The 13,533-nt window shown below is 48.8% G+C and carries 13 protein-coding genes and 1 riboswitch; of the genes, 12 read left to right on the top strand and 1 reads right to left on the bottom strand.

What is annotated here, in order from left to right:
- Positions 1-318 precede the first annotated feature (318 nt).
- A riboswitch (SAM riboswitch) is annotated at positions 319-425 on the top strand.
- Positions 426-502: 77 nt separating this feature from the next.
- The 12 genes from KNO92_RS03155 to KNO92_RS03210 all read left to right on the top strand — a co-directional run bounded on the left by KNO92_RS03155 (position 503) and on the right by KNO92_RS03210 (position 12,103).
- Entirely contained in the window at positions 503-1,531 is a 1,029-nt protein-coding gene (locus KNO92_RS03155) for a methionine ABC transporter ATP-binding protein (protein WP_214760099.1), read from the top strand.
- A complete protein-coding gene (locus KNO92_RS03160; protein ID WP_012726857.1) occupies positions 1,521-2,183 on the top strand; it encodes a methionine ABC transporter permease in 663 nt (220 codons plus the stop codon). Before KNO92_RS03155 ends, KNO92_RS03160 begins: the two co-directional genes overlap by 11 nt.
- Before the next feature lie 30 nt (positions 2,184-2,213).
- Positions 2,214-3,047, top strand: coding sequence for a MetQ/NlpA family ABC transporter substrate-binding protein (locus KNO92_RS03165; RefSeq protein ID WP_214693484.1), 834 nt, complete (start codon positions 2,214-2,216; stop codon positions 3,045-3,047).
- A gap of 100 nt (positions 3,048-3,147) precedes the next feature.
- Positions 3,148-4,362 (top strand): MDR family MFS transporter, encoded by a 1,215-nt coding sequence (locus tag KNO92_RS03170; RefSeq protein ID WP_214760102.1) that lies wholly within the window; start codon positions 3,148-3,150, stop codon positions 4,360-4,362.
- 178 nt (positions 4,363-4,540) lie between these two features.
- Positions 4,541-5,302, top strand: a complete 762-nt coding sequence (gene sufC, locus KNO92_RS03175) for a Fe-S cluster assembly ATPase SufC (protein ID WP_214694014.1) — start codon at positions 4,541-4,543, stop codon at positions 5,300-5,302.
- 12 nt (positions 5,303-5,314) lie between these two features.
- The gene (gene sufD, locus KNO92_RS03180; RefSeq protein WP_214693478.1) at positions 5,315-6,583 is read left to right on the top strand and encodes a Fe-S cluster assembly protein SufD; all 1,269 of its coding nucleotides are present in this window, start codon (positions 5,315-5,317) and stop codon (positions 6,581-6,583) included.
- Between the two features lies 1 nt (position 6,584).
- Positions 6,585-7,805, top strand: a complete 1,221-nt coding sequence (locus tag KNO92_RS03185) for a cysteine desulfurase (RefSeq protein ID WP_031422927.1) — start codon at positions 6,585-6,587, stop codon at positions 7,803-7,805.
- On the top strand, positions 7,795-8,229 hold the full coding sequence (gene sufU / locus KNO92_RS03190) for a Fe-S cluster assembly sulfur transfer protein SufU (protein WP_026825487.1): 435 nt from the start codon (positions 7,795-7,797) through the stop codon (positions 8,227-8,229). The genes KNO92_RS03185 and sufU overlap by 11 nt, the downstream gene beginning before the upstream one ends.
- Before the next feature lie 19 nt (positions 8,230-8,248).
- On the top strand, positions 8,249-9,646 hold the full coding sequence (gene sufB / locus KNO92_RS03195; protein ID WP_047795116.1) for a Fe-S cluster assembly protein SufB: 1,398 nt from the start codon (positions 8,249-8,251) through the stop codon (positions 9,644-9,646).
- A gap of 69 nt (positions 9,647-9,715) precedes the next feature.
- Complete coding sequence (locus tag KNO92_RS03200) at positions 9,716-10,150, top strand: hypothetical protein (protein WP_214693476.1); 435 nt, start codon at positions 9,716-9,718, stop codon at positions 10,148-10,150.
- Positions 10,147-10,569: a DUF6678 family protein gene (locus KNO92_RS03205; protein WP_251126887.1), complete on the top strand. Its 423-nt coding sequence runs from the start codon at positions 10,147-10,149 to the stop codon at positions 10,567-10,569. The genes KNO92_RS03200 and KNO92_RS03205 overlap by 4 nt, the downstream gene beginning before the upstream one ends.
- Positions 10,570-11,119: 550 nt before the next feature.
- Positions 11,120-12,103: an L-lactate dehydrogenase gene (locus KNO92_RS03210; RefSeq protein ID WP_214760104.1), complete on the top strand. Its 984-nt coding sequence runs from the start codon at positions 11,120-11,122 to the stop codon at positions 12,101-12,103.
- Positions 12,104-12,137: 34 nt separating this feature from the next.
- Here the strand turns inward: KNO92_RS03210 and KNO92_RS03215 are convergent, their stop codons facing one another.
- The gene (locus KNO92_RS03215) at positions 12,138-13,520 is read right to left on the bottom strand and encodes an alanine/glycine:cation symporter family protein (RefSeq protein WP_214760106.1); all 1,383 of its coding nucleotides are present in this window, start codon (positions 13,518-13,520) and stop codon (positions 12,138-12,140) included.
- Positions 13,521-13,533: the final 13 nt, after the last annotated feature.

Genomic DNA, 13,533 nt, shown 5'->3' on the forward strand with positions numbered 1-13,533 from the left:
GGTGAAGCCGCTGCTACCTTTATACGAATACACGTCAGTCTTCCCTTCGATTGTCCCCCAAAAAAATCAAGCGAAGAAAGACGTTCCGTATAATCGCACGGTCCAAATCAAGATCGAGTGATGATTGGTGAATCTCCCCCATATAAGGATGTAAATCTTGAACGGGCAAAAGATTTTCATCTATGGGCTGTCCTTCCGTGACTCAAGGTGCTACGTTCTGTGTCGTCCTCGGACGGCACCTTTTTTTGATTTTTTTGAAAAAATGATTTGACAGCAGAAAAAGCTGTCGCTATGATAAAGCTAATCGAATACACAACACTCTTATCAAGAGAGGCTGAGGGACTGGCCCTATGACGCCCAGCAACCGCGGAGCAATCCGAAATGGTGCTAATTCCAGCAAGGTGAGAAACCTTGAGAGATGAGAGCAATCGTTGTCCGTACGATAAAGTGCGCACGTTTGCTCAAACGTGCGCGCTTTTTTTGTTGTCAGGAGGGAAATGTATTGATTCAATTACGAAACGTCGCCAAATGGTTCGATACGAAGAATGGTCGTGTCCAGGCGGTCGATGATGTATCACTAACGATTGATTGCGGTGAAATTTTTGGAATAATCGGATATTCGGGGGCGGGGAAGTCGACGCTCATCCGATTGCTCAACCGTCTCGAATCACCGTCTAGCGGTGAAATCGAGGTCGCCGGGAGTGAGCTCACGAAGCTCAGCCCGAAAGAATTACGAGGGGTTCGCAAGAACGTCTCGATGGTCTTCCAGCACTTTAACCTTCTGTGGTCGCGCACGGTCGCAGAAAACATCAGCTTCCCACTCGAATTGATCGGGGTACCGGCAAGTGAGCGGAAGCGTCGGGTCCAGGAACTCGTCGAGCTCGTCGGACTATCAGGTCGCGAAGACAGCTATCCGTCACAATTATCCGGCGGTCAAAAACAGCGAGTCGGGATTGCCCGCGCGCTCGCTACAAATCCAGAGGTGCTCCTCTGTGACGAAGCGACAAGCGCGCTCGACCCGAAGACGACGGATTCGATTCTTGAACTGCTCGTCAGCATCAATAAGAAGCTCGGATTGACAATCGTCCTCATCACGCATGAGATGCACGTCATCCAAAAGATTTGTCATCGCGTCGCCGTGATGGAGGCAGGGAAAGTCGTTGAGACAGGTCAAGTCTCTGACGTGTTCCAACATCCGGAGCAGCCAATCACAAAAGAATTCGTGAAACAAATCGGGGCAGTCGACGATCTGTCGCTCACGTTCGAACATTTGAAAGCACGCTATCCGAGTGGGCAAATCGTCAAATTGAAATTCTTGAACGAAACGGCAGAACAACCGATTTTGTCTGACGTCCTTAAGACGCACGACATCGGATTCAACATCATCGGCGGGAACGTGACCCAGTCACAAGTCGGTGCGCTCGGCACGCTATTCATCCAATTGATTGGGGAAGCACGAGAAATCGAACGCGCCATCGCGTCGATTCGTTCGCAATCAGTAGAAGTGGAGGTGGAAAGCGATGTTTCCTAACGTAGACTGGCAAATCATGATGGAACAGACATGGGAGACGTTGTACATGACGCTCGTCGCGGGTGTCGCGACGTTTGTGATTGGACTCGCTTTAGGTTTGATTCTTTATATTACAAACGAATCGCTATTATTGAAGAATCGTCCAATTTACGTCTTCGTCAGCGCGATCGTCAACGTGTTCCGTTCGATCCCGTTCATCATCTTAATCATCTTACTCATCCCGTTCACGTTGTTCCTGCTCGGTACGATGCTCGGTTCGACGGCGGCGCTTCCGGCACTCATCATCGGAGCTGCACCGTTCTACGCCCGTATGGTCGAACTTGCCCTTCGTGAAGTCGATCGTGGCGTCATCGAGGCAGCGGAATCGATGGGCGCGACGAAATGGCAAATTATTTATAAAGTCTTGATTCCGGAAGCTCTTCCGGCAATCGTTTCAGGACTCACGGTGACCATCGTTGCAATCGTCGGTTATACGGCGATGGCCGGTGTCGTCGGAGGCGGCGGACTCGGGAACTTGGCCTTCTTGGAAGGTTTCCAACGCTCACAAAACGACGTCACGTTCGTGGCGACGGTGCTCATCTTGATCATCGTGTTCGTCATCCAGTTCATCGGTGACCGACTCGTCACAAAAATTGATAAACGTTCAGCTTAATTACACATACACCATTTGGAGGGATTCATAATGAAAACTTGGAAAACAGTACTCGGATTGACAGCTTTATCAGCATTCACAGTTCTCGCGGCTTGCGGCGGAGAAGAGGCAGAAACAGGTTCTGGCGATGAAAAAACATTGATTGTCGGTGCGTCGAACGTACCGCACGCTGAGATTTTAGAGCACGTACAAGAAGAATATGAAGCAAAAGGCTACAAACTCGAAATCAAGAAGTTCCAAGACTACGTGCTTCCGAATAAGACGCTCGCAAGCGGTGAGCTCGATGCGAACTACTTCCAACACGAGCCATACCTCAAGTCACAAATGGCTGAAAACAAAGACTATAAATTCGCATCTGCGGGTGGCGTTCACATCGAGCCAATCGGTGTGTACTCACAAAAATACAAATCGCTCGACGAACTTCCTGAAGGCGCAGAAATCATCATGAGTTCATCGGTCGCTGACCACGGACGAATTCTCACGATGCTCCAATCAGAAGGTCTCATCACACTTGCTGAAGGCAAGACGGTCGATGCGACAGTCTCTGACATCATTGACAATCCGAAAGACTTGAAGTTCAAAACAGACGTTGAAGCAGCACTTCTTCCGACAGCTTACAACAACGGAGAAGGCGATGCGGTCCTCATCAACACGAACTACGCAATCGACGCAGGTCTCAACCCACTTGAAGATGCCATCGCACTTGAAGGCGAGGACTCACCATACGTCAACCTGATCGTCACACGTGAAGGGGACGAAGAAGATGAGCGCGTCAAAGCACTCCTCGAAGTATTGACTTCTGAAGAGACACAACAGTGGATCTTAGACGAATACAAAGGTGCGGTCGTACCGGTACAACAATAAGCAGTCTCGACTCAGGGGTCATCCCCTGGGTCTTTTTTTGTCTAGTGTTCTTTCATAAAGAGAAGTACACTACATATATGAAAGAAAAGGGGGGATTTGGATGAAGCTCAGACAGATTCATCCACTGACGTGGGGCGTCCTGTTCGGGATGTTTTTTGCACGACTGGCGACGTTTTTCGTCATGCCATTTTTTGCGATCTATCTGGCCACGCTCGGCTTTTCGGCGAGTGTGATTGGAACGATCTTTGCCGTGACGGCACTTTCGGGTCTGTTCATGAGCTTCTTTGGGGGGACACTCTCTGACCGATATGGGCGAAAACAGCTCATGTTGATTGGCATCGTGCTCAATGCCGTCACGTTCGCTGGTCTCGCGCTCGCGACCGAACTGTTTTGGTTTTATATGTTATCGATGTTGATGGGCATGTCGCGATCTTTCTTAGAACCGGCTTCGCGGGCACTCATCAGTGACACGACGCAGGCAGACCAACGGGTCATCGTCTACAACGTCCGTTACTTCATGATCAATATCGCCGCGGCCATCGGGCCACTCTTGGCGGTCGTCTTATCGCTCACCGGTGTAAAGACCGCATTCTTTGTCGTGACGGCAGTATACATATTGTATGGAATCATCATCTCGATCCTGTTTTATAAGTATCCGTTTGAAGAGGGAGACGGGGTCAAGGCACGGCCACGTTTGACGGAGACGTTTCGCGTCCTACGAGACGACCGGACATTCCGTGCGGTCATCATCGGAATGATCTTTGCAATTATTGGTTACAGTCAATTCAATTCGACACTTCCTCAATTCATCGCATTAAGCGACGGGTTAGAAGACGGTTCGAGATTGTTCGCTTACTTATTGACGACGAACGCCGTCACGGTGCTCATCGTCCAGTATCCGATTATGCGTTTCGGGATTCGTGTCTCTCCGATCAAGTCACTCTTTTTTGGAATCTCGACATTGTCGTTCGGACTCTTGCTCATCGGATTTGCGACAGTGGAGTGGGTGTTATTCGTTGCGATGGCCATTTTCACGGTCGGCGAAGTGTTGATGTTCACGATGACAGATGTATTGACGGATGAACTGGCTCCCGAACATTTACGGGGAACTTATTTTGGGGCGATGGGATTGACGTCACTCGGTCAAACAATCGGACCGATTATCGGTGGGGTGTTACTCGATACGTTTGGCCAATCATCGCTTCCGGTGTTCGGAAGTTTGGCGGTGTTGACGGGATGTGGTGCCTTCTTCTTCGCGGCTGCTGTGAGGGAGCGGAAAGCCGTCCTCGCACTTGTCGAAGAGAATGCCGGATAATGTCTTGATTTCCTACTATTAGCATTCTCAACTTTTATCATTCTATTGAGAATGAATTCTAAGGTGAGTCGCTTGAAATAAAAAAATGACTAGTCTAAGATTAGAATATATCTAATCTACGCCATTCACTATGGCGAGAAAATACGGAAGGGGTATCCGAATGTCTAACGTACCACAAATGAAAATTGATGACCTCCGCGTCTCAATCGAAGGAAAAGAGATTGTCAAAGGTCTTAACCTAGAAATTAAAGGTGGCGAAATTCATGCCATCATGGGTCCAAACGGGACTGGTAAATCAACACTCGCATCAGCACTCATGGGTCATCCACTTTATGAGGTCACTGGGGGAAGCGTCGAATTAAACGGCGAAGATGTCCTCGAGATGGAAGTCGACGAGCGCGCACAAGCAGGAATGTTCCTTGCGATGCAGTACCCGGCTGAAATCAGCGGTGTGACAAACGCAGACTTCTTGCGTTCAGCAATCAATTCACGTCGTGAAGAAGGTCAAGAAATCTCACTCATGAAGTTCATCCGTGAACTCGATGCGAAGATGGAACTTCTCGAAATCCCTTCAGAAATGGCACACCGTTACTTAAACGAAGGATTCTCAGGTGGTGAGAAGAAGCGTAACGAAATTCTTCAAATGATGATGATCCAACCGAACATCGCCATCTTGGATGAAATCGACTCAGGTCTTGATATCGATGCGCTTAAAGTTGTCGCAAAAGGTGTCAACGAAATGCGTTCAGAAGAGTTCGGCTGCTTGATCATCACGCACTATCAGCGTCTCCTCAACTATATCGAACCAGACTTCGTACACATCATGATGGAAGGTAAAATCGTCATGTCTGGTGGCAAAGAGCTCGCACAGCGACTCGAGGCAGAAGGTTACGACTGGGTGAAGCAAGAACTCGGAATGACAGTAGACACAGAAGCGTAAGGAGGCTGTACGATGACCGTACAATTTGAATTGGATGCACAAGCGTTGTCGGCACGTGCAGAAGCGCTCGGCGGACCAGCATGGATGGTCAACCGACGTAAAGAGGCAGCAGAACTTGCGCCGACACTTGCTTTGCCAAAAGTTGAAAAGATTAAGATTGATAAATGGGACTTCGCAGCGGGTGATGTCAATCTCGAACCGAAAGACGGTTTGACGGCTGACATCGAATCACTTCTCGGAGACCACCGGACAAACGTGCTCGTTGAACGCAACGGTCATGTCGTCTATAACGAATTGTCGATGCCAGAAGGCGTCTTGTTCATGGGAATCAAAGAAGCGATGGAGCAACATCCTGAGCTTGTTGAGAAATACTTCATGACGGAAGGCGTACGTGTCGATGAAGAACGTCTTTCGGCGTTGAACGCTGCCCTCACAAACGGTGGGGCGTTCATCTACGTACCGAAAAACACACAATTGAAAGATCCGCTTCAAGCCATCTTCACGATGGAACAGGCGAACGGTGCCCTCTATCACCACACGATCCTCGTCGCTGACGAAGGCAGTGAAGTGACATACATCGAAAACTTCCTCTCTGGTACGAACGAACCGCACACGGTCAACGTCGTGACGGAAGTATTCGCTGGAGAGAACGCGAAAGTCGTCTTCGGTGGTGTCGATCAGCTCGCTGAATCAGCCCTCACGTTCATGAACCGTCGCGGTGTCGTCTATGCGAACGGTCGCCTCGATTGGGCGCTCGGTCACATGAATGACGGGAACTCGGTCGTCGAGACGAAGACTCACCTCGTCGGAGACAACACGTATTCGGATACAAAAGCTGTGACAATCGGTCGCGGTGCACAAAAACAAAACTTCAACATCCGTACCGACCACTTCGGAAAAGCATCTGAAGGGTTCATCTTGATTCACGGTGTCCAAAAAGACGCAGCCACTGCGATTTTCAGCGGGACATCGATGATCCACCACGGCGCGTCAAAATCGAACGGTGTTCAAACAGAGCGCGTCTTGATGCTCTCTGAAAAAGCACGTGGGGATGCCAACCCGATTCTTCTCATCGATGAAGATGATGTTATGGCAGGTCACGCGGCATCAGTCGGCCGTGTCGATGATGTTCAATTGTACTACTTGATGAGCCGTGGTTTGTCTCGCCAAGAGGCAGAGCGTTTAATCATCCACGGATTCTTGACGCCTGTCGTCGAAGAACTCGCAATCGATTCGGTCAAAGACCGTCTCCGCGAAGTCATCGAAGGGAAAGTACGTTAAGATGTTGAACGCCTCGATTCGTGAACAGTTTCCGATTTTAGATCAGGAAATCAATGGACACCCGCTCGTTTATCTTGATAGCGCGGCGAGCTCACAAAAGCCGCTCGCTGTCATCGAGGCGATCGAGGACTATTATCGTCGCAATCATTCGAACGTGCATCGTGGCGTCCATACGCTCGGGACGCAAGCGACGGATGCGTATGAAGGAGCACGCGAACGCGTCCGTTCTTTCATCCATGCGGCGGTTCCTGAAGAAATCATTTTCACACGTGGGACGACGACGGCCATCAACTTGGTCGCATCGAGCTACGGAGATGCAAATGTCGGTGAAGGCGACGAAATCGTCCTCACTCCGATGGAACACCATGCGAACTTGATTCCGTGGCAACAACTTGCCAAGCGCAAAGGCGCGACGCTTCGTTACGTCGAACTCACGCCGGACGGACGTGTCACACTGGATGCCGTTCAAGCCGTCTTATCGGACCGGACAAAAATTGTCGCGATGAGCCACGTCTCAAACGTGCTCGGTACAATCAATCCGATTGCCGAAGTCGCTCGACTCGCGCATGAGAAAGGTGCCGTCATGGTCGTCGATGCCGCACAAAGTGCACCGCATCGTAAACTGGACGTTCAAGCGCTCGACTGTGACTTCCTTGCCTTTTCTGGACATAAGATGCTCGGACCGACTGGAATCGGTGTCTTATACGGGAAGAAACAACTTCTCAAAAACATGGAACCGGTCGAGTTCGGTGGCGAGATGATCGACTATGTCGATTTGTATGAATCGACGTGGAAAGACATTCCGTACCGCTTCGAAGCGGGAACACCAATCATTGCTGGGGCGGTCGGACTTGCGGCAGCCATCGATTTCTTAGAAGAAATCGGGCTTGAGAACGTCGAAGCACACGAACGTGAACTCGCGTCTTACGCGATCGAGCAGATGAAAACGATTGAAGGGATCGAGATTTACGGTCCTGAAGATCGCGTCGGTCTCGTTACGTTCAACTTGAAGGACGTGCATGCGCATGACCTCGCGACCGTTCTCGATATGCAAGGCATCGCGGTTCGTGCCGGTCACCACTGTGCACAACCACTCATGCGTCTTTTGAAGCAATCATCGACGGCACGGGCGAGCTTCTATTTGTACAACACAAAAGAAGAGGTCGACCGTTTCATCGAGGGATTACGTCAAACGAAGGAGTATTTCAATTATGAGTTTTAATAATCTCGACATGTTGTACCGCCAGGTCATCATGGATCACTATAAAAACCCAAGAAACCGTGGCGTCATCGAAGATGGCGTGACGGTGGACTTGAACAACCCGACATGTGGGGATTCGCTTCGTCTTCAACTACAAGTCGAAGACGACATCGTCAAAGATGCGAAGTTTGAAGGAGAAGGCTGCTCGATTAGTCTCGCCTCGGCATCGATGATGACCCAAATCGTCAAAGGAAAAACAGTAGAAGAGGCGCTTCAACTCGCTAACATCTTCTCTGAAATGGTTCAAGGCAAAGAGTACGACACGGATACGTTTGACCTCGGTGATATCGAGGCGCTCTCAGGCGTATCGAAATTCCCGGCTCGAATCAAGTGTGCCACGCTCGCGTGGAAGGCGCTTGAAAAAGGAGTAGACGAGGACGCGTAAGGAGAAGGAGGAGACCGATATGGCAAAGAACATGCCGGAAATTGGCGATTATAAATACGGCTTCCATGATCGGGACGTTTCGATTTTCCGTTCAGGCCGCGGCTTGACGACAGAAATCGTAGAGACGATCTCGCGCATGAAAGAAGAGCCACAATGGATGCTCGACTTCCGTTTGAAGTCGTTGGATCACTTCAACAAGATGGCGATGCCGACATGGGGCGGAGACCTCTCGGCACTTGATTTCGACGAAATCACTTACTATGTCAAACCATCTGAAAAGACAGAACGCTCATGGGATGAGGTACCAGAAGAAATCAAACGTACGTTTGACAAGCTCGGTATCCCAGAAGCAGAGCAAAAATACTTGGCAGGTGTCTCGGCTCAGTATGAGTCTGAGGTTGTCTACCACAGCATGCAAGAAGACTTCGAAGCCAAAGGTGTCATCTTCAAAGATACAGACACAGCACTCAAAGAAGACGAAGAAATCTTCAAAGAGTACTTTGGTAAGTTGATTCCGCCGACAGACAACAAGTTCGCGGCCCTCAACTCAGCTGTTTGGTCGGGTGGCTCGTTCATCTACGTACCAAAAGGTGTAAAACTCGAGCAACCGCTTCAAGCCTACTTCCGTATCAACTCGGAAAACATGGGTCAGTTCGAGCGTACGCTCATCATCGTCGACGAAGGCGCATCGGTTCATTACGTCGAAGGATGTACGGCACCGGTTTACACAACGAACTCGCTTCACTCAGCGGTCGTTGAGATCTTCGTCAACAAAGATGCATACTGCCGTTACACGACAATCCAGAACTGGGCGAACAACGTCTACAACTTGGTAACGAAACGTGCAGTCTGTGAAGCGGGTGGATCAATGGAGTGGATCGATGGAAACATCGGATCGAAACTCACGATGAAATACCCAGCTGTCATTTTGAAAGGGGAAGGCGCACGTGGGATGACACTCTCAATCGCCCTCGCTGGTAAAGGACAGCACCAAGACGCTGGAGCGAAAATGATTCACCTCGCACCGAACACGTCTTCGTCAATCGTCTCGAAATCGATTTCGAAGCAAGGCGGAAAAGTATCGTATCGTGGAATCGTCCACTTCGGCCGTAAGGCGAAGGGCGCGCGCTCGAACATCGAGTGTGACACGCTCATCATGGACAACGAGTCAACGTCAGATACAATCCCGTACAACGAAATCTTGAACGACCAAGTGTCGCTCGAGCACGAAGCGAAAGTCTCAAAAGTGTCAGAAGAGCAACTCTTCTACCTCATGAGCCGTGGAATCTCGGAAGAAGAAGCGACAGAAATGATCGTTATGGGCTTCATCGAGCCATTCACAAAAGAATTGCCAATGGAATATGCGGTCGAAATGAACCGTCTCATCAAGTTCGAGATGGAAGGTTCGATTGGATAATCGTGACTTTGAAACCAGCGAAGCGAAGCTTCGCTGGTTTTTTGTATAATGAAATAAGGAGGCGATAACGTGACCCATCGATTTTTAGTAGAGAGCCGAGAGATTTATTCATTCATGAATCCCATGCTTATCATTTGTCCGAGATGTGGGGGACAGGCTGATGTGTGGGAGAAGAATGATGAGGTGCGCCTCAGTTGTCTTCATTGCGGTCATTTGCAAATGAAGGAGAGCGGTACGAAGTACGTCGGAGAACCAATCGATGTTCATTTTGGTTTGCCGCTATTTTTACAAACAGGTTGTTGTGGTCATGTGTTATGGGCTTACAACCGTGAACACCTCAACTATATTAAGGATTATATCGAGGCAAAGATTCGGACGAGCGAGGGAACGAACCGTAGTCTCGAAAGTCGATTACCCGCTTGGATGAAACGCAAGCAGAATCGTAAAGAAGTATTACGAACGATTGAAAAATTAGTGCTTATGATAGAAGGTTCAACAGCATGAACCGACGAGAAGAACTGCAATACATAGAGAGACACCAATTGACATCGGTAATGAACGAGACAAAATGGCAACGTCTCAATCGAGCTGTCTCTGAAGCGTTGACGTATGCGCCGCCGTATCAAATGAAATACTTAGGGGAGGATACGTTATTTCCAAGTGATTTGTTATCCGAGTATGAAATATCGTGGGGAGAGTGGGATGAGATTTGGCTGGAATCCCGTTTACGCTCAATCGAATGGATTCGTTTGCGACCAAGCGTACTGCTCTATAAGGGAGTGATTCTTGACCCAGATGTTTGTGATATGTCCACCGAACTCATTTCAATTTTAGAGAGAGAAAAAATTCCGTTCATTCTGGAAAGTGAGACGATTCAAATTTTTGGTTATGTTCGGAATACAGGAATCTTTGAATCGAAGTAGGATATTTAATAAATAAAAGTAGTCATAACGAATATCGTTGCTTATGGAGGTTATATTGAAAAAAATTTTATTTATATTTCTTTCGTTTATTTTTTGGTGGATTTTAATTGATGAGTTAATTTTATTCATTCCAACTAAAAATTTTGCACTACTGTTTCTTTCAGCTCTTTTTTGGGCTCCAGTATTTTCTGTTTTTATTACATTTTTAAGTGTTTATTACTTTGAAAAGCTCAGTAATCCCAAATTGTACTGGAGTATTGTGGCAACATATTCATTTGTCTCATTATGGAGTATATTAAAAATTGTCCGTATATTGTATTTTTAAAAATCTTTGAAGTAAGATCTTAACATTGCTTCAAAACAGTGAAAAACCTCTGACTAAGTTTAGCTTAGAAAAGAGAAAAGGCGAGTGACCCGATTGATGCTGGGTCACTCGCCTTTTGTACAATAAAATTTAATGTATTCGTGTATTTTTCATGCGGCTTTTGTCGTTAAAGATGGAAGAGTCGGGTATGCTAAAAAGAGAATGATATAGAAAGGAAGGATCTATATGACACGTATTCCGCATAAAGATGATATTGACCCGAAAGACATCACTCGCATCGCCGTCATCGGTGCCGGTTGGGTCGGGGTCAGTTTTGCTTATCAATTGTCAACGGCAGCCCTTTGTGAAGAGCTCGTCTTAATCGACTCGAATCATGCCAAAGCAGAAGGGGAGGCAATGGACCTGAATCACGGCATCTCCTTCGCCCCGACACCGGTCCGAATCTGGGCAGGGGACTATTCGGATTGTAAAGATGCAGATATCGTCGTCATCACGGCAGGAGCCGCGCAAAAACTCGGGCAGACACGGATGGACCTCGTCGAGCAAAATGCGAAAGTCGTCCGTACCGTGACACAAGACTTGATGAAGAGTGGATTTGACGGCATCTTAGTCGTCGCGACGAACCCGGTCGATGTCATGGCGCATGTCGCTTGGAAAGCATCGGGTCTACCAAAAGAACGTGTCATCGGATCAGGGACCGTCCTCGATACGGCGCGACTCCGTTACAAGCTCGGAGACTATTTCGAGTTGTCGCCACGAAACTGCCACGCCTACTATATGGGGGAACATGGCGATACGGGATTTGTCGCATGGAACAACGCGCGCATCTATGGAAAGAGTATCGATGAACTGTTGGCAGAGAACGAACAGTATCAGTTTGAGGACTTGGAATCCATCTATACAGATGTACGCGACGCTGCTTATCAGATTATCGAGTATAAGAGTGCCGCTTATTATGCGATTGGGGTCGGCTTGCTACGTATCATCCGGGCCATCGTTCGAAATGAAAATTCCGTCGTCACGATTGGGGCTCATTTAGAAGGCGAGTATGGGGCGAGTGACGTGCATATCGGCGTACCAGCCTTGATTGACCGGAGCGGTATTCGCAAGATTATCGAGATTGAATTGACGGACGAAGAACAGCAGAAATTTGACGCCTCGGTACAAGCCATCAAGGCTGGAATCGAGAAAGTCGAACCGGCAACCTAAAACAATCCGACTGCGTGAGCAGTCGGATTGTTGGTTAAGACGCCTCTTCTTCGGCGATATCTTTCTTATAGTACTTCTCGGACGTGAAGAATTCGGTCGTTAATCGCTTCACTTCGCTACTGAGTAACAATACAGCAATCATGTTCGGGATGAGGATCATCGCGAGCATCAAGTCGAGGAAGTTCCAAATCATTTGAGCCCCTCCGATCGAACCGATGACGATGGAGACGATATAGACGGCTTTCATGATTTTTCCTGCTGTCAAACCGAACAAGTACTCCGCCTGACGCGAGCCGTAAAAGATAATGACGATGATTGTCGAGAGCACAAAGAAAATAAGGGAGATGGTGACGAGTAAACTTCCCGTATACCCAAAGTATTCACGGAAGGCGATCGTCGTCAATGCTGCTGGGTCTTCCATTGCCCCATCAGCCGTCCAAACGCCTGAAGACAAGACGACGAAGGCTGTCGTACTACAAATGATCAACGTATCGATGACGATTCCGATGACCGCCCAGAATCCTTGGCGCACCGGGTGATCCGTCTGTGCAGCGGCATGGGCGATTGGTGCCGTCCCAAGACCTGCTTCATTCGAGTATAGACCGCGGGCGAAGCCCCAACGAATTGTTTCGGCGACTGCGGCTCCGGCGAAACCACCGAACGCGGCCATCGGCTCGAACGCGTAAGAGAAAATAAGACTGAGCACGTTTGGAATCTCAGACAGGTTCATCAACACGATGATGAGTCCGGCTCCGACGTAGACGAGTGCCATTCCAGGAACGACGATCTCGGTCACTTTCGCAATCCGTTTCAAACCACCGAAGACGATGATGCCGACAAGAACGGCAACGACAATGCCGGTGATGAGCGTGTTTCCGTTGAACGTCTCACGGACTGCGGAGCTGACAGCGTTCCCCTGTACCATGATACTCGGGATGAGTTCGATCATGAGGGCAAAGGCGAACCAAGTCGCAAGCCATTTCCAACGAAGGCCTTTTGATATGTAGTAGACAGGTCCACCGACAAATTCGCCGGCATCATTCTTTTCACGATAGTGCACGGCCAGTACGCTCTCCGAGAACTTGATGGCCATGCCGATGATGGCGATGACCCACATCCAGAAGATGGCACCCGGTCCCCCGAACATGATCGCTGCAGGTACACCGATGATGTTCGCGGCCCCGACTGTTGAAGAGAGCGCTGACGTTAAGGCTTGTCTCGGGCTTATGTCGCCTTCACCTTTTGGTTTTTTAAAGATGCTGCCGAATGTTTGCTTAAATATGTAGATTGGATAGCGAAACTGAAAGAAACCAAGTTTGATCGTGAGAAACACACCAGACAAGACGAGTAACGAGATGATTGGCACGCCCCAAAGCCAATTCGAAAAACTCGTGACGATATCGATAACTGCATTCATATAACCACTCCAA

This window comes from Exiguobacterium sp. s129 (genome assembly GCF_018617585.1).
In the GTDB taxonomy this organism is placed as follows: domain Bacteria; phylum Bacillota; class Bacilli; order Exiguobacteriales; family Exiguobacteriaceae; genus Exiguobacterium; species Exiguobacterium aestuarii_A.